Consider the following 23,103-nt stretch of genomic DNA (forward strand, 5'->3'; position numbering starts at 1 on the left):
GCAATGCCGCAGCATGCATTCCCCTGAACACCCATTCCGTTCATGCAGTGATGCGGCCATCGGTATTGGCCCGCAAACTAGACATTGAGCAGGCTGTCGCCCTCCCGGCGCGCCGCGCCCGAGCCAACGAGTTCATCCAGCAATTCCTCGCTCAGCGATTCCAGGTCATGGCCGCTGAAGACGCATGTATGAATGGCCTTTGAGCAGGGCGTCGCGTCGCGCCGGCCCGTCCACGCGCTGTGGACATGCACTGCTGCTCGAGCATTGCGACTCAACCACTGAGACTCGCGCCGCAATCAGACGTCAACCAGCGTGTCGCCCCCCCCGGCGTGCAGCATCCGAGCCGATAGGTTTTTCCAGCAGCTCTTCACTCTGCGATTCCAGGTCATGGCCGCTGAAGAACCGCGTGTGGATGGCCTTGAAGCAGGGCGTCGCGTCGCGCCAATCCGTCCATTGCGTCGGCCAGCTTGAACTTGCACCGCGCCACCCCCTGCGCGCCCGAGTGGCATGGCGTCCCTCGCCGATCGGCCGCTTGGCGATGTCCGCTGTTGCGGCCGCTCATCAAACTTGCGCCAGCGTTTAGAGGCGGCAAGCGAGGCCCTGTCGATGCTGTCGTACGAGACCGCACTTGCCGGGCTGTTGCTCGGCGTCCCATGACATGCATCACGAAGCAACCGATCCGATACGCCTCGCGGTGACGCCTGCTCTTCAATCCGGCGAAGTTGCCAACTTGTTACTTGGGCTTCTCCGCCCGCCGATGCAAAGTGCGCGGAGGCTCGGACGGACGCGCCTCCCGCGCCAACAAGGAGGGGACCCATGCACAGACTGATCGTGATGACGAAAAGCGGAACGCCAAGGCTGATCGCGCTGCAGGCGGGGCGCACGCGCATCGGCCGCGACGCGAACAATGCGGTGGTGCTCGACAGCGTGAAGGTCAGCCGCAGCCATGCCGAGATCGACGCCACGCGCGGTGCCGCCGTGCTCGTCGACCTGGGCAGCAGCAATGGCACGCGAGTGAATGGCCGCAAGGTTCGGTGGCAGGCATTGAAACACCGCGACCTGATCGCGCTGGGCGATGTCGAGTTGCGCTTCCTGGCCGACGGCAGCGGCCGGACAGACATGGCGACGTTGAGCCTGGCGGTCGACAGCCGCACCGGCAGCCTCGAGCGCGCTGCCTTTGCCCGGGTTCTGACGCCGGGTCGCTGAAACCGCCTCAGCCCAGCAGGGCCTGGGCGAACTCGCGGGCGTCGAAGGTTTCGAGGTCTTCCAGCTTTTCGCCGACACCGATGAAATAGACCGGGATCGGTCGCTCGCGGGCGATCGCGCACAGCACGCCGCCCTTGGCGGTGCCGTCGAGCTTGGTGACGATCAGCCCGGTCAGGCCCAGCGTCTCGTCGAAGGCCCGGACTTGCGCCAGCGCGTTCTGGCCGGTGTTGCCGTCGATCACCAGCAGCACTTCGTGGGGCGCCGTGGCGTCCGCCTTGGTGACCACGCGCTTGATCTTCTTGAGTTCGTCCATCAGGTGCAGCTGCGTCGGCAGGCGACCCGCCGTGTCGACCAGCACCACGTCCTTGCCGCGGGCCTTGCCGGCATTCACCGCGTCGAAGCTCACGGCCGACGGATCGCCGCCCTCGTTGCTGACGATCTCGACCGTGTTGCGGTCGGCCCAGACCAGCAACTGCTCGCGCGCAGCCGCCCGGAAGGTGTCGGCCGCAGCCAGCAGCACCGACGCACCCTCGTTGGCCAGGTGCTTGGTCAGCTTGCCGATGGAGGTCGTCTTGCCTGCGCCGTTGACGCCGGCCACCATGATCACGGTGGGCGTGTAGCGACCGATGACCAACGGTTTCTCCAGCGGGCGCAGCAGATCGGCAATGGCTTCGGCGAGCAGGCGACGCACCTGTTGCGCATCGGTGGCCATCTGGCGCTTGACGCGGCCGCGCAGGTCTTCGAGCAGGAACTCCGTGGCCTTGACCCCGGTGTCCGCCATCAGCAGCGCGGCTTCGAGCTCCTCGTAGAGTGCCTCGTCGATCTGTGCGTTGACGAACACCGCCTGGATGCCGGTGCCGGTCTTGCGCAGACCGGCTTTGAGCTTGTCGAGCCAGCCCGTGCGCGACGACGCCGGCACGGGGGTTGCCGGGGGCGGCGCAGGGATGGCAACGGGCGCTACAACGGGTGCAGGGGCCGGCACAGGCGCTGCGGTGGCGGGTGCCGCTGGCGGCGGCGCGACGATGGCAGGCGCCACTGCTGGCACGGCCACAGGCGCAGGCCCACCGACCGGGGGCGGCGGTGGCACCGGTGCATCGCTCTTGAACCATGTCGACGGCGAGAACACCGATTTCGCCGGCGGCGGTGGCACAGGTGCGATAGTGGCGGGCGCAGGCGCGGACTGCACGTCGACCGCTGGCGCGGGGGGCGGAACGGCCTCGGCCGGTTTTTTCTTGAAGAAACTGAACATCAGATGGTTTTTACAATCCGACCCATTCTATGAAACACCTCTCGCCACGCCGCACAGCGTCTGGTGCGGTGCTGGCCCTGGCGCTTTCCGCGTTCTGGGTCACGCCCGTTCTGGCCCAGTCTTCCGCCCTGCCATCGTCCGATGCCTCGGCCTCCGCCGCGCTCTCGAACAAGGCGCAGACCTTCACGCTCTCCAACGGCCTGACCTTGATCGTCCAGCCCGATCGGCGCGCGCCCACGGCGGTCCACATGCTGTGGGTCCGGGTCGGGTCGATGGACGAGGTCGATGGCATCTCTGGTGTGGCACATGCGCTCGAACACATGATGTTCAAGGGCAGCAAGCTGCTCAAGCCGGGCGAGTTTTCGCGCCAGGTGGCCGCATTGGGCGGGCAGGAGAACGCGTTCACCACGCGCGACAACACCGGCTACTACCAGCAGATCCCGACGGACAAGCTCGAGCAGGTCATGAAGCTCGAAGCCGATCGCTTTGCCAACAACCAGTGGCCCGACATCGAGTTCCAGCGCGAGATCGAGGTCGTCAAGGAAGAGCGCCGCATGCGCACCGAGGACCAGCCGCGCGCGCTGCTGGGCGAGCAGCAGAACGCGGCGGTCTTCATCGCCTCGCCGTACCGGCGTCCGGTGGTCGGCTGGATGAGCGACCTCGATGCGATGACGCCCGATGACGTGCGCGCCTTCCACAGCCAGTGGTATGTGCCGTCCAATGCGGCGGTGGTGGTGGCGGGGGATGTCGATGTCCAACGCGTGCGCGCGCTGGCCGAGCAGTATTACGGTCGCATTCCCGTGCGTGCGCTGCCCACGCGCAAGCCCCGCACCGAGCCCGAGCAGCGCGGCATCCGGCGCGTGGACTTCAAGGCACCGGCCGAGCAGGCCTATGTGTCGCTCGCCTTCCGCACGCCGCGGCTCGAGAGCCTGGACGGCGACAGCGATGTCTGGCCCCTGGTGGTGCTGTCGGCGCTGCTCGACGGCTACCCTGGCGCGCGCCTGGACCGTGCGCTGACGCAGGGCCCCGACCGCGTGGCGGACAGCGCCAGTTCCTATGCGGGCCTCTACGGACGCGGCCCGCAGCTGTTCGAGCTCGACGGCGTGCCCGCGGCCGGCAAGACGCCCGAGGCGGTCGAGGCCGCGCTGCGCGCCGAGGTGGCACGTGTGGCGCGCGACGGCGTGGCCGCGGCCGAACTGGCCCGCGTCAAGACCCAGTGGGTCGCGAGCCAGACCTACAAGCTCGACTCGGTGATGGCGCAGGCGCGCGAACTGGGCAACAACTGGGTGCAGGGCCTGCCGCTGGACGCCAGTGCACGCATCGTCGCGCGACTGCAGGCCGTCACCGCCGAGCAGGTGCAGGCCGTGGCCGGCAAGTACTTCGGCGACGACCAGCTCACGGTCGCCACGCTGCGGCCCCTGCCGCTCGAGAAAACCCAGCGGCCGCGCAACCCCGCAGTGCCCGAAGGCGCTCTGCGCTGAATGAAAGACGCCTACGCCATGCCGAATCTGAAGAAAATCGCCGGTGCCGCCCTGCTTGCGAGCGCCGGCCTGCTGGCCGCGCTGAACGCCCAGGCCGCCATTCCCATCCAGCACTGGACGCTGCCCAACGGCGCCAAGGTGTACCTGGCCGCGACCGATGCGCTGCCCATCGTCGACGTGCAGGTCGACTTCGACGCCGGCAGCCGGCGCGACCCGGCCGCGCAGGCCGGCCTGGCGGCCGCGAGCGCCGGCATGGTCCAGAAGGGCGTGCGCGCCAGCGATGCCGGCGCCGCGCTCGACGAGAACGCGCTGGGCGAGGCCTGGGCCGATCTGGGCGCCAATTTCAATGTCGGCGCCGGTGCCGAGCGCACCAGCTTCTCCTTGCGCACGCTGGCCAACCCGGCCCTGCTCGACAAGGCGGTGGCGCTGGCCGCGCGCGAGATCGGCGAGCCTTCGTTCCCTGCCGACGTGTGGCAGCGCGAGCGCGAGCAGATCGTCGCCGCGCTGAAAGAGGCCAATACCCAGCCCGGCACCGTCAGCGCGCGTGCGTTCGCGCATGCGCTGTACGGCACGCATCCGTACGGCCAGGAGACCACCGAGGCCACGCTCGCCACCATCGACGTGGCGATGATGCGCGCGCGCCAGGCGCAGCTGATCCTGCCCTGCCGTGCCAAGCTCAGCATCGTCGGCGCCGTCACGCGGGCCCAGGCCGACTCGATCGCCACGCGGCTGCTGTCGCGACTGCCCGCGCAGGACGGCGCCTGCGCCACGCTGCCGCCGGTGCCCGAAGTCGCCACGCTGAGCGCGCCGAGCGAAGAGCGCATCCCCTTCACCTCGGCCCAGGCCCATGTCGTCATCGGGCAGCCGGGCTACGCGCGGCGCGACCCGGACCATTTCGCGCTGAACGTCGGCAACTACATCCTGGGCGGCGGCGGCTTCGTGTCGCGCCTGATGAACGAGGTGCGCGAGAAGCGCGGCCTGGTCTACGGCATCTACAGCGGCTTTGCGCCGGGACTGCATGCGGGCGCCTTCCGCGTCGGCTTCCAGACCCGGCCGGACCAGGCGGACGAAGCCGTCAAGGTGTCGCGCGAAGTGCTGGCGAAGTTCGTGGCCGACGGTCCGACCGAGGCCGAGCTCAAGGCCGCCAAGGACAACCTGATCGGCGGTTTCCCGCTGCTGCTCGACAGCAACGCCAAGCTGCTCGGCAACGTGGCCAACATCGCCTGGAACGACCTGCCGCTCGATTATCTCGACACCTGGACCGCGCGCATGAACGCCGTGACCGTGGCCGACATCAAGGCCGCGTTCGCGCGCAAGCTGCAACCGCAGCGCATGGTCACGGTGATCGTCGGCGCCAAGCCCTGAGCGGCCGCTGAACCACCACGCCGCGCGCGCTTCAATCCAGCGCGTGCGACCCCTGGCGCGCGGCCTTGAACACGGCCTCCGCCAGTTGCCGGAGCAGCAGCGGCGCTCCCCGGGCCTGCTGCCAGTAGAGCGGCACGGCCAGCGGTGTTCCGGGCACCAGTTCGACCAGCGTGCCCTTGCGCAGCGCCGGCGCGATCAGGCTGGCCGGATGCATGCCCCAGCCCATGCCCGCGCAGGCGGCCTCGGCGAAGGCCTGGGGCGAGGGCAGCCAATGGCGCGGTGCTTCCACCCCGCGCGGGCAGATGCGTCGCATCCAGCGTGACTGCAGCCGGTCCTTGCGATCGAAGACCAGGCTGGGCGCACGTGCCAGCGTGCGCGCATCCACGCCGTCCGCGAAATGCGCTTGCATGAAGGCCGGACTGGCGGCCGCCACATAGCGCATCGCGCCCAGCGCGCTGCTGTTGCAGCCGGTCACCGGCTTGGCGAGGGCCGTCACCGCAGCCAGCACGTCGCCGCTGCGCAGGCGTTCGGCCGTGTGGTCCTGGTCGTCGACGCCGATGTCGAGCAGGGCCGGCGTCTCCCGCGCGAAGGCGGCCGCCGCCGGCACGAACCAGGTCGCCAGGCTGTCGGCATTCACGGCGATGCGCAGCGTCATGCGCTGCGTGCCGAGCGCCGGCTGCGCGGGCAACACCACCCCCAGCTCATGCTCGAGCATCTGCACGCGTTCGGCGTGGCGGCAGAAATGCCGGCCCGCCTCGGTCGGCGTGCAGGGCGTACCGCGCACCACCAGCGCGATGCCCAGGCGCTCCTCCAGTGCCTTCAGGCGCTGCGACACCGCTGACGGCGTGACGTTCAGCGTGCGCGCCGCGCGTTCGAAGCTGCCTTCGCGCACCACCGCGGCAAGGGCATGAAGGGCGGCGTAGTCGAGCATCGACATAAGACTTCCTAATCTCGGTAAAGAAGCATTAGTTTGCCTTCATACGACGCCATGCCCACACTCGCAAGCCATGCCTGTCATTGCTTCTTCCTCCCTGTCCGCCCTCCCTCATGGCTTCGCGATGAGCCTGGTGCTGATCGTGGCCATTGGCGCCCAGAACGCCTTCGTGCTGCGCCAGGGCCTGCGCCGGGAGCATGTGGCGGCCGTGGTGATGTTCTGTGCGCTGGGCGATGCGCTGCTGGTCATGCTCGGCGTGGCCGGCATGGCGCACCTGCTGCAGGGCCACCCCGGCCTCGCCGCGACGATGGCGTTCGCAGGTGCAGCCTTTCTTGGCGGCTACGGCGTGCGCAGCCTGTGGCGCGCGCGTCGGCCGCAGGCCACGGCCCTCGCGGCGCAGCGCGTGGGCGCTTCGCGGCGCGCGGTGCTCGGGCAGGCGGCCGCCTTCACGCTGCTCAACCCGCACGTCTACCTCGACACCGTGCTCTTCGTGGGCGGTACCGGCGCGCAATACGCAGGCGGCGCGCGCGCCGGCTTCGTGGCCGGCGCCGCGCTCGCGAGTGCGCTGTGGTTCACCGCCCTGGGCTTCAGCGCGCGCCTGCTGGCGCCGTGGTTCGCGAAACCGCGGGCCTGGCAGTGGGTCGATGCGTCGATCGGCGGCACCATGCTGCTGCTCGCATGGCTGCTGATGCGGCAAGGTCTGTCGGCAAGTTGAGCGCCCGGCCCGCGGCTGCCGTTAAGCTCGCGGCATGAAGAAGAAGGTTTCCCCATCCCCGACCCCCAAGGTCCCCAAACACGACAAGCGTCCGCACGAAGTCCGGATCATCGGCGGCCAATGGAAGCGCACGCGCCTGGCCGTGGCCGACAAGCCCGGCCTGCGGCCCACGCCCGACCGGGTGCGCGAGACGCTGTTCAACTGGCTCGCGAGCCTGGCCGGCGTGGGCGGTGGCGCGCTGCCGGGCTGGCACTGTCTCGATGCCTTCGCCGGCACCGGTGCGCTGGGCCTCGAAGCGGCCTCCCGCGGCGCGGCCTCGGTGTTGCTGTGCGAGCAGGACGCGGAGCTCGTCGTCCAGCTGCAGAAATCGAAGGCCAAGCTCTCGGCCGACACGGTGCGCATCGAACGCGGCCACGGCGTGACCGCGCTCGAACGCGTCCCCGCGGGCAGCCTGGCCCTGGTGCTGCTCGACCCGCCCTTCGAGAGCCCCGCGCTCTACGAGCCCGCGCTGCGTGCGGCCGCGCGCGCGCTGCAACCCGGCGGCGTGGTCTACCTCGAAGCGGCGCGCCAGTGGCTCGACGAGGAGCTCGCGGCCTTCGGCCTCGTGGGCTATCGCCATCTCAAGGCTGGGGCGGTGCACGCGCACCTGCTCCAGGCGGTCGAATCTTCGACTGCATAATCCGCCGATTCATGCAGCAATGGCTGCACAAGGAGTTCGCACGATGTCCAGCGTGATCGCGGTCTACCCCGGCACCTTCGACCCCATGACGCTCGGCCACGAAGACGTGGTTCGTCGGGCCACCCAATTGTTTTCGCACGTCATCGTGGCGGTGGCGGCGGGCCATCACAAGAAGACGCTGTTCACGCTGCAGGAGCGCATCGAAATGGCGCAGGAGGCGGTGGCGCCCTACAGCGACCAGGTCAAGGTCGAGAGCTTTGCGGGCCTGCTGCGCGACTTCGTCGTGGCGCGCGGCGGCAAGGCCATGGTGCGCGGCCTGCGCGCCGTGACCGACTTCGACTACGAGTTCCAGCTGGCCGGCATGAACCGCTCGCTGATGCCCGATGTCGAGACCGTCTTCCTGACGCCCAGCGACAAATACCAGTTCATCTCCAGCACCTTCGTGCGCGAGATCGCGATGCTGGGCGGCGAGGTCGACAAGTTCGTCTCGCCCTTCGTCCAGGAAAAGCTCATCGCCAAGGTGCGCAGCCTCGGCAGGGAATGATGCCCGGGCACGCCACGCCGGAGGCGATGGCCTTCCCCCTCGCGCAGCAATGACGCCGCCGCGCCTGCATTCGCTCGGCGATGCTGCGTTGGTGTGCGAGCTGCCGGCACCGGCCACGCTGGTGCAGCAGCAGCAGATCTGGGCCCTGGCGCGCGAGGCCCGCCAATGGCCGGCAGTGCAGGAAGTGCTGCCCGGCATGAACAACCTGACGCTGCTGTTCGACCCGCTGCAGGTCGACGCGGCCGAGCTCGAGATCCAGGTGCTGGCCGCCTGGCCGCAGCTCGACGCCGCTGCGATCGAAGGCCGCACCATCGAGATCCCCGTGGCGTATGGCGGCGAGCACGGCCCGGACCTGGGCGACGTCGCGGCCCACACCGGCCTCACGCCCGCCGAGGTGGTGCGCCGCCACAGCGCCGGCGAGTACGTGGTGTACCTGCTGGGCTTCCTGCCCGGCTTTGCCTTCATGGGCGGACTGGCGCCCGAACTCGCGACCCCACGCCGCACCGAACCGCGCGTGGCGGTGCCGGCCCGCTCGGTCGGCATCGGCGGCGCGCAGACCGGCATCTATCCCCTGGTGTCGCCCGGCGGCTGGCAGTTGATCGGTCGGACATCGCTCGCGCTGTTCGACCCGTCCGCCGAGGAGCCGACGCTGCTGCGCGCGGGTGATCGCGTGCGCTTCGTCGTCGAGAGCGTGCACGGCGCATGATCGTCGTCGTCAAGCCCGGCATGCTGGCCTCGGTGCAGGACCTGGGCCGCCACGGCCACCGCGAGCGCGGCATCTGCCCTGGCGGCGCGCTCGACGCGCTGGGGCTCACGCTGGCCAATCGTCTGGTCGGCAACGCCGACGGTGCGGCGGGCCTGGAGCTCACGCTGGGCGCCTGCGAATTCCGTTTCGAGACCGACACCCGCATCGCGCTGGCGGGCGACGATTTCGGCGCCCGCCTCGACGGCCTGCCGCTGTGGCCCGGCTGGAGCGTGCCGGTGGCGGCGGGCCAACGGCTGGTGCTCGGCGGCGCCAACCTCGCGCCCGGCAAGAAGGGCGTGCGCAGCTGGCTGGCCGTGGCCGGTGGCATCGACGTGGCGCCTGTGCTCGGCTCGCGCAGCACCGACCTCAAGGCCGGCTTCGGCGGCCACCAGGGACGCGCGCTGAAAAAAGGCGACCGGCTGCCCCTCGGGCCCAGCCTGCTCGATGCGGCCCAGCGCGCGCGGCGTGCCTTCGGCCTGCGCGGCCCCGCGTGGGCGCTCGATGGCCACGCCAACCTCGGCGGTGCCATCGCGCTGCGCGTGATGCCCGGCCCCGAATGCGAGCACTTCACGGCCGCCTCGATCACGACGCTGTGGCGCGAGCCCTGGCGCCTCACGCCGCAGAGCAACCGCATGGGCAGCCGGCTCGAAGGGCCGGCGCTCGCGCGTCGGCGCCCGGTCGAGATGCTGTCCTCGGGCGTCGTGCCCGGCACGGTCCAGGTGCCGCCCTCGGGCCAGCCGATCATCCTCATGGGCGATGCCCAGACCACCGGCGGCTATCCGCGCATCGGCGTGGTGATCCGGGCCGACCTCTGGAAGCTCGCGCAGGCGCCGCTCGGCGGCATGCTGCGGCTGGTGCGCACCGACGCGGCCGAAGCCACGCAGGCCTGGGCCGCGCAGCAGCGCTATCTGGCGCAGGTGGCGCAGGGCCTGGCCGCCAACGGCTGGCCGGTCGCTGCAGCGGCCGCCGCGCCGCGCGCCGATCCCGAGGGAAGTCCCGACTGAAGCGCGGGCTCCTCGGCCTCGGCGCAGAATCGTCGCGAAGGAGTCTCCCCATGCAGATCGATCTGAACGCCGACCTCGGTGAAGGTGCCGGCAGCGACGAAGAGCTTCTGACGCTCGTGAGCTCGGCCAACATCGCTTGCGGCTGGCACGCGGGCGACGCGATGACCATGCGCCAGTGCGTGCGCTGGGCCATCGACCGCAAGGTGGCGATCGGCGCGCACCCGAGCTTCCCCGACCGCGCCAACTTCGGTCGCACCGCCATGCACCTGCCGACCGATGAGATCGTGGCCGGCGTGCTCTACCAGATCGGCGCGCTGGCCGCGATCGTGAAGGCCGAGGGCGGCACGCTGTCGCACGTCAAGGCGCACGGCGCGCTCTACAACCAGGCGGTGAAGGAGCCCGCGCTCGCCGACGCGCTGTGCGACGCGGTGCGGCACTTCGATCCGGCCCTGCGTTTCTTCGGCCTGGCCGGCAGCGGCATGGTCCAGGCGGCCGAGCGCGCCGGCCTCAAACCCGTGGAAGAGGTCTTCGCCGACCGCGGCTACATGCCCGACGGCAGCCTGGTGCCGCGCGGCCAGCCCGGCGCGCTGATCGAGGACGAGGCACAGTCGCTGGCGCAGACCCTGTCGCTGGTGCGCGACCACCAGGTCATGGCGATCGACGGCAGCCTGGTCGCGGTCAATGCCCAGAGCGTGTGCCTGCACGGCGACGGCGCGCATGCGCTGGCCTTTGCACGGCGCATCCGCGCGGCGCTCGAGCGCGAAGGCATCGCGGTGATGGCTTGCAACTGATTCCTTCGTTCACGTGGTGCTGCGGCCCCGAAGCGTGAAGGATGACCTTGATGGCGCCGCGCCCAGCGGCTAAAAAATGCGCCACAAGAATCGACAGGGAGTTGTCAGAATGGAATTGCGAGATCTCGCATTGAGCGTGCGCGAGTTGCCCGAACAGCGCTATGGCTGGGTGATCCTCCAGGGCACGGGCGAAAAGAGCGTCTTCGCCCACTATGCGGTGCTGAGCAGCGCCGAACGGGGCTACGACAGCTATGGCGGCGCGCTGCTGGCCGGCTTCGTGGCCTTGCGTGCGTTGGGAGGACGTGACGGTCCGCGCGGTGTCGCCGCAGCCGTCGGCTGAGCACGCGAGACGAAGCGCGCCGATCAGGCGTCCGCGCTCCAGCGCCGCAGCCAGTGGAGCAGCGCCGCATTGACCTGCGCCGGTTGCTCCATCGTGAGCATGTGGCCGGCCTGCGTGATCCACTGCAGCTCGGCCTGCGGCACCAACGCCGCGATCTCGCTGCTGCATTCGGGCGGCGTGAGCTTGTCGCCGTCGCCGCACAGCACCAGCACCGGGCAGCGCACGGCCGGCAGATGGCGGCGCGCGTCGGGCCGCTGCATGGCGGCGCGGTTCTGGCGCACCAGCTGCGTCACGCCGGCATCGAGCACCATCTCCACGTAGCGGCGCACCAGCGCCCGGTCGGCCACCTGCGCGGGATGCAGCGCGAAGTTGGCGTTGAGCTCGATCAGCTCGCGCGCCTCGCCGCGCTCGAACATCTCGATCGCCGATTCGCGCAGCTGGAACATCTCGGGCGTCTCGGGCCGCGCGCTGGTGCCCAGCAGCGCCAGGCCGACGACGCGCTCGGGCGCCTGCTGCGCGGCGGCCATCGCGATCATGCCGCCCAGCGAGGCGCCACAGAGAATCAGCGGCCCCTCGTTCTCGGCCAGCACGGCCGCGGCCATGTGCTCGATGCGTTCGTGCCGGGTGTGCACATCGCTCACGCGGGCGTCGAAGGCAGGGGGGAGGGCAGGGCGCTGGGCCTGCCAGAGGCGCTCGTCGCAGGCGAGGCCGGGCAAGAGGACTAGACGGGGCATCGTGCCATTGTCCGCGAAGCCGCGGGCCGGCGTGCGATGCGGAGACAATAGGCCGCAGCCATGACCACATCCACATCCACACCGCCCTCCGCCGCCACCGACTTCATCCTGATCCGCCACGGCGAGACCGACTGGAACCGCGAGCTGCGCTTCCAGGGCCACATCGACATCCCGCTCAACGACACCGGCCACGAGCAGGCGCGCCGTCTCGGCCTGCGGCTGGCGGGCGAGCCGGTCGACCTGTTCTTCTGCAGCGACCTGCTGCGTGCCCAGCAGACCGCCGCGCCCGCCGCGCAGCAGCTGGCGCTGCCTGTCGTGACGCAGGCGGCGCTGCGCGAACAGCACTTCGGCGTGGTCGAGGGCCTGCGCGCCGAGGACATCCGCGAACTGCATCCGCGCGCCTGGGAGCAATGGCTGGAGTTCCGCGAGGACCACGCCATGCCCGAGGGCGAATCGCCGCTGCAGTTCCATGCGCGCATCCTGGGCGCGCTGGGCGCGCTCGCGACCGCGCACGCGGGCCGGCGGCTGCTGGTGGTCACGCACGGCGGCGTGCTCGACATGGTGTGGCGCACCGCGCGCGGCCTGGGCCTCAACGGCCCGCGCCAGAGCGACATCCCGAACGCGGGCATCAACCGCATCCGGATCGCTGATCCGTCGGACCCGGCACAGATCGAGATCCTCGACTGGGCCGACACCAGGCACCTGGCCGACCTGCCGGCCCAGCCCAACTACGACCAGCGCCGGCACCTCAAGTCGACCTGATGTCGACTTGAGCGCGGGCTCGCCTCAACCGCGCGCGTGGTGCCGCGCGTAGAGGTCGAGCACGATGTCCTTCACGCCTTCCACATGCGCGGCCACGGCCTGCGCCGCGGCCTCGGCGTCGCCGCCGCGGCAGGCTGCGAGGATCAGCCGATGGTCCTCGTTCGAGCTGCGGTTGAAGCCCGCGAGCGAGAGCTGCATGAAAGACATGCGCTGGATGTGGCCTTGCAGCATCGCGAGGATCTGCTTGGACAGCGGCTTGTCGGCCGCGCGGTAGAGCAGGTCGTGGAAGCGGCCGTTGAGTTCGCTGAAGGCCCAGGCATGGCCCGCGTCGTCCATCGCCGCAATCAGGCGCTCGGCCTCGTCGAGGTCGGCCGCGCTCAGCAGCGGCGCGGCGGTGCGCATCAGGTGCGGCTCGACCATCATGCGCAGCTCGAAGGCGTCGCGCAGCTGGTCGAGCGTGAGTGCCTTGACCACCGCGCCGCGGTTCATCAGCAGCTCGACGAAGCCGTTGGCCTCGAGCGTGCGCAGCGCCTCGCGCACCGGGATCTTGCTGACGTGGCACAGCGCCGCCAGTTCGTCCTGGCGCAGCGCCTGGCCCGGGCCGAACAGGCCGCGCACGATCGCCTCCTGCAGCAGGCGCACGATGGCGTCGGTCGACAGCCGGCCGCCGCCGGCCTCGCGGTGCGCATGCACCAGCGCCTGCAGCGGCGTGTCGGCCGTGCGGATCGCCTCAGGCGGACGCGGGCTGACGGCTGCCATGGCCTTCGTGGATCTTGTCGCGCACGAAGCCGCAGATCTCGTTGAACAGCGGCTCCTCCTGCATCTCGGCGCGGCGCGGCCGCGCGAAGGGCACGCGGATGTCGGCCACGATGCGCGAGGGCCGCGCGTTCATCACCAGCACGCGGTCCGACAGGAACACCGCCTCGCGGATGCTGTGGGTGATGAAGACCGCGGTCTTGTGCACCTGGTCCCAGAGCTGCGCGAGCGCGAGGTTCATGTCGTCGCGCGTGATCGCGTCGAGCGCCGAGAAGGGCTCGTCCATCATCAGCAGCTGCGGGTCGTTGATCAGCCCGCGGCAGATCGCCACCCGCTGGCGCATGCCGCCCGACAGCTCGGACGGCCGCTTGTCGCGGAAGGCCCAGAGGTCGGTCAGGCGCAGCAGCCGCTCGGCCTCGGCGAGGTAGTCGGCCACGGGGCGCTTCTGCGTGCGGATCGGGAACAGCACGTTGTCGAACACCGTCTTCCAGGGCAGCAGCGTGGCGTCCTGAAACACATAGCCGAAGTCGCGGCGCGGCGCGGTGACGGGGCTGCCGCCCACGCGGATGCGCCCGGCACTCGGGGTCTCGAGCCCGCCGATCATCGACATCAGCGTGCTCTTGCCACAGCCGCTCGGGCCGACCAGGCTCACGAAGTCGCCTTCGTCGATGTCGAAGTCGGCGCTTTCGACGGCATGCACCTGGCCGTTGCGCGTGTCGTAGGTCTTGCGCGCGCCCTGCACCGAAAGGTAGCTGGCGTCGCGGTCGGCGGCGACCGAGGTGGCCTGCAGCCATGAGGGGAAGGAGGTCATGGTCGTCATTCGCCGAACACCTTCTGGGTCCAGCGCTCGAGCAGCGCCACCGCGCCGTAGAACAGCAGGCCGAAGCCGCACAGCACCACGATGGCCGCGAGGATCAGCGCCGTGTCGGCCTGCGAGGAAGCGAAAAGGATGAGGTAGCCGAGGCCGGCCTGCGAGGTGATGAACTCGCCCACGATCACGCCGATGATGGCGAAGGTGGTCGCGATCTTCATGCCGCTGAACACATAGGGCAGCGCGTGCGGCAGCCGCACCGAGCAGAACACCTGCCAGCTCGAGGCCGTGAGCGCGCGGCACAGCCGCAGCAGCGACTTGTCGACGTTGTCCAGGCCGGCCAGCGCGGCGATCACCACCGGGAAGAAGCTGATGAAGACCGAGAAGGTCAGGCGCGACTGGAAGCCGATGCCCAGCCAGACGATGAACAGCGGCGCCAGCGCGATCTTGGGGATCAGCTGGAACAGCACCACGTTGGGGTAGAGCATGCTGCGCATCAGGCCCGAGGCGCTGAGCAGCGCGGCCAGCGCCACGCCCAGCGCCGAGGCGATGGCGAAGCCGGCCACGCTTTCCCACACCGTGGGCCAGGCGTGCTGCATCAGCAGCGGGAAGGTCTCGACCAGCCGCGCGCCGATCGCGCTCGGCGTGGGCAGCAGCACTTCGCGGATGGCGAAGAAGCGCACCGCGGCCTCCCACAGCGCGAGGGTGCCGAGGGCGAACAGCAGCGGCAGGCCGATGCGGCGGAAGGCGCTGTCTTGCGCGCTCGAATTCACGAGCCCAGCATGGCGTTGTAGGGCGCCACGTTCTTGCGGATCGCGTCCCATTCGGACGTGCTGAGCTTGATCTTGCCGACGAAGCGGTTGGTCGCCAGGTCTTCGGGGCGCAGCGGCTTGGCGTCGGCCGTGAGCGCGCCGGCCTTGGCGGCGAGCGCGATCATGCCGGCCAGCGTCGGGATGCTGCTGTAGCCCATGCCGTTCTGGATCGCCTCGGGCGCGACCATGGTGGCCTGCGCCAGGCCCTGAGCGATGGCGGCGTTTTCCTTGCCGCCCTTCGCCATGGCGATCTCGGGCTGCGCCTTGTAGAGGATGTCGAGCGAAGCCTGCGGGTTCTTCAGCGTGTAGACCGCCGACTCGAGGATCGCGTCGACCATGGCCTGGCACAGGCCCGGATCGCTGTCGATGGTCTCGCGGCGCGCGATGATCTGCGAGGCATAGAGCTGCACGCCGGCCTTGGCCCAGGGGATGAAGCGGGTCTTCACGCCCAGCGAGTCCAGCACCGGGATGCTCGAGGAGCCGATGGCGGTGATCGCGTCGACCTGCTTTTCCATCAGCGCGCGCTCGATCAGGCGGGCGTCGAGCTGCTGGCGCGTGACCTTGCTCAGGTCGATGCCGGTCTTGGCCGCATAGGCGCTCCAGTAGGGCGATTCGGCCGAGGTAGCGACCGTGCCCACGCGCTTGCCTTCGAAGTCCTTGGGGCCGCGGATCGGCGAATCGGCCAGCACCAGGTTGCCCATCAGCGCGTCGTAGCCGACCGTGGCCAGCGCCTGCAGCGGCAGGCCGCGCGCGATGTTGACCAGCGTGCCGCCGAAGAACACCACGCCGAAATCGAACTGCTTGTTGGCCACGGCCTGGGCCGCCGCCACCGAGCCGTTGCCGCGCGAGACGGTCAGGTCGATGCCGCGCTTCTTGAAATAGCCCAGCTCCTTGCCGACCAGCGGCCAGTAGTTGGAGCCGTTGACCACCCAGGGCAGGGTGATGCTCATGGCCCGGGTCTGGGCGAAGGCGGGCGCGGCCAGCAGGCTGGCGGCCGAAGCCGCGCCCGCGGCCTGGAGCAGGCGGCGGCGCGACAGGGAAGAGGATGCGAAGGTCGTGGGGATCGAGGACATGAGGACTCCAGAAGGGCTCGGCCACCGCGCGATTTGCTGCGGCGCACCAAAAATGTATACGAAACGAGATACGCCCCAGGGGGCGTGTTCAGGCAAGCAGGTTGCGTACCACCCGCGCTGCGTGGGCAGGGGGCTCTAGCTGCGCTCGACCCAGCCGTCGGGCACGGCTTGCAACAGCGGGCTGTCGAACACGCCCACCAGGCGGGCCGCGCGTTCGGGCCCCAGCGTCTGCTGCCAGCGCCGTCCCTGCAGCATGGCCACGCCGCAGGCCAGCACCTCGGCGTCGAGCGACTCGATCAGCCGCCAGGGCGCCTTCAGCGTGCTGCCGCTGCTGACCGCGTCGTCGACCAGCACCACGCGCTTGCCGCGCACCAGCGGCAGCAGGTTGGGGTCGAGGTAGACCCGCTTGCCGGCCGTGGGCGTGGTGATCGACTGCACCTCGCTCGACAGGGCCTCGTCGTACCAGAACTTGCGCGAGTAGCCCATGGGCACGTAGCGCGCATGGCCCAGGTGGCGCGCCACGATGGGCGCGAAGGTCAGGCCCAGCGTCGGGATGCCGATCACCACGTCGGGCTGCAGCGGCGCCAGCTTCTCGGCCAGCATCCGGCCCAGGGTTTCGATGACCTCGAGCGAGGCCTGGTTGCAGATCAGCGAGGCCACGGCCTGGGTCGGGTCGGCCGCCAGCTGGCGGATCGGCAACATCAGCACGCGGCCGTCGGGCAGGCGCGCCGGATAGCCGTGCTGCCAGGGGGCCTCGGGCCGGGCGAGCGTGCCGGCGTCGAGGAGCTGTTGCCAGTAGCCGGTGGTGGCTTCGGTGAAATGCGGGGTCATGGAGCGAAGAATGAAAGGCCGAGGGTGGCGCGCGCCGGAGCGCGGGCCCCGTTATAGCTGCTTTGCCGGACCGGTCAGGCCGGCAGTGGCAGCCGCAGCCCCGCATATACCTGCGCCAGCTGTCGGCGCAGGCGCAGCGATTCGGGTTGGTCGTTGACCTGCGGCTGCAGCAAGCCCTGTGCCATGGTCAGCGAGCGCTCGCTGCCCTCGCGCATCAGGGCCGCGAGCCAGGCCTGCTCGAACAGGTCGCGCTGGGCATGGCTGCCGCCGATCTCGATCAGCCGCGGCAGCGCCAGGCCCAGGCCCTCGATGGCCCCGGCCATGTCGCCGCGCGCATGCGCCAACAGGCCGCGCGCGGCCGGCACGCAGACGCGCTCCCAGGCGGCGCGCGTGGCGGGCGGTGCGGTGGGCGCGAAGGCCTCGATGCCGCGCAGCAGCGTGTCGGCCTCGGGCCGGCCCGCGCGCGCCAGGCCGTAGAGGTACTGCAGGTCGAGGAAGGGCAGCACATGGTCGTCGAGCCGCGTCTCCAGGTGCTCGGCCACGTCGTGCCAGCGCGCGCCGACGTCGATTCCGGCCAGTTCGAAGCGCGCCAGCAGCGAGACCGCACCGATCTGGTCCTGCGTGTAGTCCTTGACCACGCCCCAGACCTGCGTGTCGTACACCGCCAGCGCCTCGGCGTCGCGGCCCAGGTCGATCAGGAACAGCGCCACATGCCACCAGTTGTGCGTGACCATGAAGGAATTCAGGCCGGTCCAGCTGTCGCTGACGCCGCGCATGAAGTCCAGGCCTTCGGCGAGCCGGCCTTCGGTCAGCATCACGTGGCCCAGCGCATGGTGGGCCCAGGGCTCCTTGCGACACATGGCGATGGCGCGGCGCGCACTGGCCTCGGCCTCGCGCATCCGGTGGCACTGCTCGTGGCCGAAGGCCAGCATGCCGTGCAGGTAGGGCACGTCGGCGGCCGCCGGCAGCGCCGCCAGCGCGAGCCGCAGCATGCCCGGGCAGTCGCCGAGGTTGAAGCAGTGGTACTGGCCCAGCTTGAGCGACACCAGGTCGCGCGGGTGTTCGCGCGCCTGTTCCTCGTGCAGCGTGATCGCACGCGCGACGTCGCCGTCGACCCAGGCGGCCACGGCGGCGATGAAGCGCTGTTCGCGCGCGCTGGCGCGCGCGGCGCCGGCCTGTGCGCGGTCGAGGAAGGGGCGGGCGTTGGGCACCGCATCGCGCGACTCGGCGAACATGTGCAGCGCGGCGCAATACGCCTGCACCAGCGGGCTGGGGTCCTGCGCCGCGGCCAGCACGTTGGCGGCGCGGGCCTCGCAGGCGATGAAGCCGCCGACGAAATCGTTCAGCGGCCCGAGGCTGGCGGGGTCGTCCAGCGTGACGGGGTTGCCGAGCAGGTCGATGCCGTGCATGGCTTTTTCCGCCGCTTCAGTCCGCCGGCGGTTGCGGCCAGGGTTTCTGCGCGCCGCGGATCTGCTCGAAGGCGCGCGACACCTGCAGCACGCCCAGGTCGTCGAAGCGCTTGCCCGCGATCTGCAGGCCGATCGGCAGGCCTGCGGCCGAGTAGCCGCAGTTGACCGAGGCGGCCGGCTGCTCCGACATGTTGTAGGGCACGGTGAAGCCGATGTGCTCCAGCGGACGCAGCGGGTCGTTGGTGGGCGAGGGGTCTTCGGCGGGCGCCGGCATGTTGGGCGAGACCGGCGAGATCACGTAGTCGAAGCGCGCGCAGGCGTCGACCGTGGCCACGCGCGTCGCATGAAACTGGCTGAAGGCGCGGAACACGTGGTCGCCGCTGAAGTCCGAGGCGCTCTCGGCCCAGGCGCGGATGTAGGGCAGCACCTTGGCGCGCTGCGCGCCCGGCAGCGTGTTGAGGTCGACGAAGGAGCGCATGCGCCACAGGTGGTCCATGCCGTCGAGCATGGCCTGCGACATGAAGGGCTGCATCGGCTCGACCGTGGCGCCGGCGCGCTCGAACAGGCGCGCGGCCTCGTTCACCGCGGCCAGGATCTCCGGGTCGACCGGCAGGCCGCAGCCGGCTTCGAGCAGCAGGCCGATGCGCAGGCCGCGCAGGTGGCCCGGATCGACCTCGAAGGCCGACCAGTCGATGTCCTGCGCGGGCAGGCTCATGCTGTCGCGCGCGTCGGGTTGGGAGAGCACCTGCATCATCAGCGCGGCATCGGCCACGGTGCGGGTCATCGGTCCGGCGGCGCGGCCCATGTAGGGCGGGTCGATCGGGATCCGGCCCAGGCTGGGCTTGAGCGTGAAGATGCCGCACCAGCCCGCAGGCAGGCGCAGCGAGCCGCCGATGTCGGTGCCGATGTGCAGCGGGCCGTAGCCCGCGGCCGCGGCCGCACCCGCGCCGGCGCTCGAGCCGCCGGGGGTCTTGCGCAGGTCCCAGGGGTTGCGCGCCAGCGTGTGGAAGCTCGACAGCCCCGAGGACAGCATGCCGTAGTCGGGCATGGTGGTCTTGCTCACGATCACCGCGCCGGCTTCCTTGAGCCGGGCCGCGGGCGGCGCATCGGCCGCGGCCGGGCGCAGCGTGACGGCCGCGGTACCGGCCGGCAGCGGGTCGCCCTTGGTGGCGATGTTTTCCTTGATCGTGGTCGGCACGCCGTCGAGCGGACCGCGCGCTTCGCCGCTGCGCCAGCGTGCCTCGGAGGCGCGCGCCTGCTCGAGCGCGGCGTCGGGCCGCAGCAGCCAGGTCGCGCCCAGCTGCGGCTCCCAGCGTGTCACATGGTCGAGCACCGACTGCGTCACCTCGACCGGCGACAGGCTGCCGTCACGGTAGGCCGCGCCCAGTTCGGTAGCGGAAAGCTCATGCAAGCGCTTGGCGTCCATCGTCATCTCGATCGAATTCTTTCAGGAACACCGCGGAACCGGCTGTGCCGGGCCGCTGGTGTTGCCCTCGGGGGCGTCCTACCAGGAGAGGGCGGACAGGTCGTTGGCGAAGATCGGCAGTTCCTTCCACAGGCCCTTGACGTTCTTCTTGGCGATGGTCGGGAACTGCGGCTGGAACAGGAAGCCGTTGGCCGCGTCGGCCGCGAGCATCTTCTGCGCGTCGCCCAGCAGCTTGTTGCGCTCGGTCACGTTGCCCGTGGTCTTGATCTTGTCGAACAGCGCGACGAAGGGCTTGGACTGGTAGCCCCAGTAGTAGTCCGACTTGGCGTAGTTGCCCAGGTCGAAGGGCTCGACGTGCGAGACGATCGACAGGTCGTAGTTCTTGCTGCCGTAGGTGCCGCTGAGCCACTGCGCCCACTCGACGTTCTGCACCTTGACCACGATGCCGATCTTGGCCAGCTGGGCCACCACCATCTCGCCGCCCTGGCGCGCGTAGGGCGGCGGCGGCAGCGTCATGGTGAGTTCGAGCGGCGTCTTCACGCCGGCTTCGGCCAGCAGCTTCTTGGCCTTCTCGATGTCGAAGGGGTTGACGCCGGTGGTGTCGACATAGCCGGGCGCGCCGGGCACGTAATGGCTGCCGATGGGCGTGCCGAAGCCGTCGGCCGCGCCTTCGATGATCGCCTTGCGGTCGAGCGCGGCCAGGATGGCGCGGCGCACGCGGACATCGTCCAGCGGCTTCTTGGCGTTGTTGATCGCCAGGATGGTCTTGGCGCGCGAACCGGCCAGGATGGTCTGGAACTGCGGGTTGTTCTTGAACTGCGCCACGATGCGGGTGGCCGCGCGCGGGAACGCGTCGACGTCGCCGGCCAGCAGCGACGCGGCCTGTGCGGCCGGGTCGGAGATGAAGCGGAAGGTGATCTTGTTGAGCTTGGCCTGCGCCGGATTGCGGAAGCCGTCCCACTTGCTGAGCACCAGCGAGGCGCCCTTGTTGTAGGTGTCGAGCTTGTAGGGGCCGGTGCCGATCGGCTTGGCCGCGTTGGTGTCGGCGCTCTTGGGCTCCACGATAATGGACGTGGCCTGGCCCAGCACGAAGGGGAAGTCGGGATCGATTTCCTTGTTGAGCAGCACCACCGTGTGCTCGTCGATCACCTGCACGCCGATGTTGGCGAAGGTGCGCTTGTCCTTGTTGGTGCTCTTCTCGTTGCCCGCGCGTTCGAAGGCGAACTTCACGGTCTGCGCGTTGAAGGGCTCGCCATTCTGGAACTTCACGCCCTTGCGCAGGCGAAAGGTGTAGGTCTTCAGGTCGGGCGAGATGTCCCAGCTCTCGGCCAGCAGCGGCGTCACGCTGCCGTCGGGGTTGATCTTGGTCAGCGTCTCGAAGATGTTGTAGAGCACCACTTCCGAGATCGACACGGCCGCGCTGGTCGTCGGATCGAGGCCCGTGGGTTCGAGCGTCATGCCCAGCACCATCGCGTCCTTGCGGTTCTGCGCGAACGCAAAGGTCGGCAGGGCCGAGGCCACCGCGGTCGCGGCGGAAGCGGTGAGGACGGTACGGCGTTTCAACATGGGCAGGCTCCAGGCAAAGACAGGAAGAAGGAAAGTGCAGACCTTATATCAAGCGGGCTGTGCCCGCGCGCGCACCGGGGGCTCGGCGCGCGGCACGGCCGCCAGCAGCGCCTGCGTGTAGGGGTGCTCGGCATGGGCGAACAGCCGCAGCGGTTCGCCGCGCTCGACCACCACGCCGCGGTGCAGCACGCAGACCTCGTCGCACAGGTGGTTGACCACCGCGAGGTCGTGGCTGATCAGCAGGTAGCTGATGCCGAACTGCTGCTGCAGGTCCTGCATGAGGTTGAGCACCTGCGCCTGCACCGACACGTCGAGAGCGCTCACCGGCTCGTCGGCCACGATGAGCTTGGGCCGCGTGATCAGCGCCCGCGCAATCGCGATACGCTGGCGCTGGCCGCCGGAGAACTCGTGCGGGTACTTGCCCAGGTCGGTGCTGCGCAGGCCCACTGCCGCCAGCGATTCGGCCGCGCGTTCGCGCTGCTCGCTGCGGCTGGTCTCGGCCAGTGCCTCGAGGGGCTCGGCGACGATGCGCGCCACGGTCTGGCGCGGGTCGAGTGAACCGTAGGGGTCCTGGAACACCATCTGCAGGTCGCGCCGCGCGGTGCGCAATTCGGCGCGCGGCAGCCGGTGCAGGTCGCGGCCCAGCAGCTTCACGCTGCCGGAGGTGGGCTGGTCGAGTGCCATCACGAGGCGCGCGATGGTCGACTTGCCCGAGCCCGATTCGCCGACGATGCCCAGGCTGCGCCCGGCCTCGACGCGGAAGCTCACGCCGTTGAGCGCCTGCACCAGCGGCGGCGGCGCGAACAGCGATTCGCGCGGCAGCGCGTAGTGGCGCACCAGGTCGGTGACTTCGAGCAGGGGCGTGGCAGGGGTGGTCGTCATGCCACGGCCTCCTCGGTGGCCAGGGCCTCGTCGAGCCGCAGGCAGCGCGCCAGGTGGCCATGCGGCAACGGCGTGGCAGGCGGGCGCGTGGTGTGGCAGGCGTCGACCGTGAGCCGGCAACGGCCCGCGAAGGGGCAGCCCGGCGGCAGGTCGACCAGTTCGGGCACGCTGCCGCGTATGGTCGCGAGCCGCGTGCCGCGCGGGGCGCCCAGCGCGGGGCGGGCCGCGAACAGGCCCTGGGTGTAGGGGTGCGCACGGGCCGCGAACAGCGTGTCGGTCGGGCCGCTCTCGACGATGCTGCCGCCGTACATCACGGCCATCTTCGAGACGCTCTGCGCGATCACGCCCAGGTCGTGCGAGATCAGGATCAGCGCCATGCCGCGCTCGGCCACCAGGCTCTGGATCAGGTCGAGGATCTGCTTCTGGATCGTCACGTCCAGCGCGGTGGTCGGCTCGTCGGCGATCAGCAGGTCGGGCCCGCAGGCCAGCGCCATCGCGATGCCGATGCGCTGGCGCTGGCCGCCGGAGAACTGGTGCGGGTAGGCGTCGAGACGAGAGGCCGGGTCGGGAATGCCCACGCGCTCGAGCAGCGCCAGCACCTCGGCGCGCGCCGCGGCGCCGGTGAGCCCGCGGTGCAGCCGCAGCGGCTCGCCGATCTGGCGCACGATGGTGTGCACCGGGTTCAGCGCCGTCATCGGCTCCTGGAAGATCATGCCGATGCGGTTGCCGCGGATCTGGCACATCGCCTTCTCGCTGCGGCCCACGAGCTCGGTGCCGTCGAACTTGATGCTGCCCGTGACCCTGGCGCTCGCGGGCAGCAGGCCCATGAGCGACATCACGGTGATCGACTTGCCGCAGCCCGATTCGCCCACGATGCCCAGCGTCTCGCCGCGCTCGAGCGTGAAATCGATGCCGCGCACGGCCTCGGCCGGGCCGCGCTGCGTCTGCAGGCCGATGTGGAGGTCTTTGACTTCGAGGAGGGCCATGG

General features: G+C 70.2%; 25 protein-coding genes. 12 read left to right on the forward strand and 13 right to left on the reverse strand.

Annotated features, from left to right (window positions below; all coding sequences use genetic code 11):
- The coding region (locus K0H49_RS12260; protein WP_219212444.1) for a hypothetical protein at positions 1-203 on the forward strand (203 nt) is incomplete at its 5' end.
- A 613-nt stretch (positions 204-816) separates the two neighbouring features.
- Positions 817-1,206: an FHA domain-containing protein gene (locus K0H49_RS12265; RefSeq protein ID WP_219212446.1), complete on the forward strand. Its 390-nt coding sequence runs from the start codon at positions 817-819 to the stop codon at positions 1,204-1,206.
- A gap of 7 nt (positions 1,207-1,213) precedes the next feature.
- Here the strand turns inward: K0H49_RS12265 and ftsY are convergent, their stop codons facing one another.
- Positions 1,214-2,455 (reverse strand): signal recognition particle-docking protein FtsY, encoded by a 1,242-nt coding sequence (gene ftsY / locus K0H49_RS12270; protein WP_219212448.1) that lies wholly within the window; start codon positions 2,453-2,455, stop codon positions 1,214-1,216.
- Positions 2,456-2,484: 29 nt separating this feature from the next.
- Here ftsY and K0H49_RS12275 point away from each other — a divergent pair, with 29 nt between their 5' ends.
- Both K0H49_RS12275 and K0H49_RS12280 read left to right on the forward strand, forming a co-directional pair.
- Positions 2,485-3,936: a M16 family metallopeptidase gene (locus tag K0H49_RS12275; RefSeq protein ID WP_219212450.1), complete on the forward strand. Its 1,452-nt coding sequence runs from the start codon at positions 2,485-2,487 to the stop codon at positions 3,934-3,936.
- A gap of 18 nt (positions 3,937-3,954) precedes the next feature.
- Positions 3,955-5,301 (forward strand): M16 family metallopeptidase, encoded by a 1,347-nt coding sequence (locus K0H49_RS12280; protein ID WP_219213272.1) that lies wholly within the window; start codon positions 3,955-3,957, stop codon positions 5,299-5,301.
- Positions 5,302-5,332: 31 nt separating this feature from the next.
- On the opposite strand, the gene K0H49_RS12285 is transcribed toward K0H49_RS12280, so the two are convergent.
- Entirely contained in the window at positions 5,333-6,232 is a 900-nt protein-coding gene (locus tag K0H49_RS12285) for a LysR family transcriptional regulator ArgP (protein WP_219213273.1), read from the reverse strand.
- Between the two features lie 76 nt (positions 6,233-6,308).
- Between K0H49_RS12285 and K0H49_RS12290 the strand changes: the two genes are divergently transcribed.
- The 7 genes from K0H49_RS12290 (at position 6,309) to K0H49_RS12320 (ending at position 11,053) form a co-directional block, all read left to right on the forward strand.
- A complete protein-coding gene (locus tag K0H49_RS12290; RefSeq protein ID WP_219212452.1) occupies positions 6,309-6,950 on the forward strand; it encodes a LysE/ArgO family amino acid transporter in 642 nt (213 codons plus the stop codon).
- A gap of 34 nt (positions 6,951-6,984) precedes the next feature.
- Complete coding sequence (locus K0H49_RS12295) at positions 6,985-7,629, forward strand: RsmD family RNA methyltransferase (protein WP_219212455.1); 645 nt, start codon at positions 6,985-6,987, stop codon at positions 7,627-7,629.
- A 43-nt stretch (positions 7,630-7,672) separates the two neighbouring features.
- Entirely contained in the window at positions 7,673-8,173 is a 501-nt protein-coding gene (coaD, locus tag K0H49_RS12300; protein WP_219212457.1) for a pantetheine-phosphate adenylyltransferase, read from the forward strand.
- A 49-nt stretch (positions 8,174-8,222) separates the two neighbouring features.
- A complete protein-coding gene (gene pxpB / locus K0H49_RS12305) occupies positions 8,223-8,879 on the forward strand; it encodes a 5-oxoprolinase subunit PxpB (RefSeq protein WP_219212459.1) in 657 nt (218 codons plus the stop codon).
- Positions 8,876-9,922, forward strand: coding sequence for a 5-oxoprolinase subunit C family protein (locus K0H49_RS12310; RefSeq protein ID WP_219212461.1), 1,047 nt, complete (start codon positions 8,876-8,878; stop codon positions 9,920-9,922). Before pxpB ends, K0H49_RS12310 begins: the two co-directional genes overlap by 4 nt.
- A gap of 50 nt (positions 9,923-9,972) precedes the next feature.
- On the forward strand, positions 9,973-10,713 hold the full coding sequence (gene pxpA, locus K0H49_RS12315) for a 5-oxoprolinase subunit PxpA (RefSeq protein WP_219212463.1): 741 nt from the start codon (positions 9,973-9,975) through the stop codon (positions 10,711-10,713).
- Between the two features lie 109 nt (positions 10,714-10,822).
- A complete protein-coding gene (locus K0H49_RS12320; protein WP_219212465.1) occupies positions 10,823-11,053 on the forward strand; it encodes a hypothetical protein in 231 nt (76 codons plus the stop codon).
- A 23-nt stretch (positions 11,054-11,076) separates the two neighbouring features.
- Here the strand turns inward: K0H49_RS12320 and K0H49_RS12325 are convergent, their stop codons facing one another.
- Complete coding sequence (locus tag K0H49_RS12325) at positions 11,077-11,787, reverse strand: alpha/beta fold hydrolase (protein ID WP_219212466.1); 711 nt, start codon at positions 11,785-11,787, stop codon at positions 11,077-11,079.
- Between the two features lie 60 nt (positions 11,788-11,847).
- Here K0H49_RS12325 and K0H49_RS12330 point away from each other — a divergent pair, with 60 nt between their 5' ends.
- A complete protein-coding gene (locus K0H49_RS12330; RefSeq protein ID WP_219212468.1) occupies positions 11,848-12,549 on the forward strand; it encodes a histidine phosphatase family protein in 702 nt (233 codons plus the stop codon).
- Between the two features lie 24 nt (positions 12,550-12,573).
- On the opposite strand, the gene K0H49_RS12335 is transcribed toward K0H49_RS12330, so the two are convergent.
- The 10 genes from K0H49_RS12335 to K0H49_RS12380 all read right to left on the reverse strand — a co-directional run bounded on the left by K0H49_RS12335 (position 12,574) and on the right by K0H49_RS12380 (position 23,101).
- Positions 12,574-13,308, reverse strand: coding sequence for a GntR family transcriptional regulator (locus tag K0H49_RS12335; protein WP_219212470.1), 735 nt, complete (start codon positions 13,306-13,308; stop codon positions 12,574-12,576).
- Positions 13,280-14,116, reverse strand: a complete 837-nt coding sequence (locus tag K0H49_RS12340) for an ABC transporter ATP-binding protein (protein WP_219212472.1) — start codon at positions 14,114-14,116, stop codon at positions 13,280-13,282. Before K0H49_RS12340 ends, K0H49_RS12335 begins: the two co-directional genes overlap by 29 nt.
- Before the next feature lie 5 nt (positions 14,117-14,121).
- The gene (locus K0H49_RS12345) at positions 14,122-14,889 is read right to left on the reverse strand and encodes an ABC transporter permease (protein WP_219212475.1); all 768 of its coding nucleotides are present in this window, start codon (positions 14,887-14,889) and stop codon (positions 14,122-14,124) included.
- A complete protein-coding gene (locus K0H49_RS12350) occupies positions 14,886-16,001 on the reverse strand; it encodes an ABC transporter substrate-binding protein (protein ID WP_219212476.1) in 1,116 nt (371 codons plus the stop codon). Before K0H49_RS12350 ends, K0H49_RS12345 begins: the two co-directional genes overlap by 4 nt.
- A 135-nt stretch (positions 16,002-16,136) precedes the next feature.
- The gene (locus K0H49_RS12355; RefSeq protein WP_219212478.1) at positions 16,137-16,832 is read right to left on the reverse strand and encodes a phosphoribosyltransferase; all 696 of its coding nucleotides are present in this window, start codon (positions 16,830-16,832) and stop codon (positions 16,137-16,139) included.
- 74 nt (positions 16,833-16,906) lie between these two features.
- Positions 16,907-18,241, reverse strand: a complete 1,335-nt coding sequence (locus tag K0H49_RS12360; RefSeq protein ID WP_219212480.1) for a tetratricopeptide repeat protein — start codon at positions 18,239-18,241, stop codon at positions 16,907-16,909.
- A 16-nt stretch (positions 18,242-18,257) separates the two neighbouring features.
- Positions 18,258-19,667 carry an amidase gene (locus K0H49_RS12365; RefSeq protein ID WP_374122340.1) on the reverse strand — a complete coding sequence of 470 codons (1,410 nt, stop codon included), beginning with the start codon at positions 19,665-19,667 and terminating at the stop codon, positions 18,258-18,260.
- 78 nt (positions 19,668-19,745) lie between these two features.
- Positions 19,746-21,233, reverse strand: a complete 1,488-nt coding sequence (locus tag K0H49_RS12370) for an ABC transporter substrate-binding protein (RefSeq protein WP_219212485.1) — start codon at positions 21,231-21,233, stop codon at positions 19,746-19,748.
- A gap of 48 nt (positions 21,234-21,281) precedes the next feature.
- Positions 21,282-22,115 (reverse strand): ATP-binding cassette domain-containing protein, encoded by an 834-nt coding sequence (locus K0H49_RS12375; RefSeq protein WP_219212486.1) that lies wholly within the window; start codon positions 22,113-22,115, stop codon positions 21,282-21,284.
- Positions 22,112-23,101, reverse strand: a complete 990-nt coding sequence (locus K0H49_RS12380) for an ABC transporter ATP-binding protein (protein WP_219212488.1) — start codon at positions 23,099-23,101, stop codon at positions 22,112-22,114. The genes K0H49_RS12375 and K0H49_RS12380 overlap by 4 nt, the downstream gene beginning before the upstream one ends.
- Positions 23,102-23,103: the final 2 nt, after the last annotated feature.

The sequence above is a fragment of the Variovorax boronicumulans genome (assembly GCF_019352895.1).
Classification (GTDB): domain Bacteria; phylum Pseudomonadota; class Gammaproteobacteria; order Burkholderiales; family Burkholderiaceae_C; genus Variovorax; species Variovorax boronicumulans_A.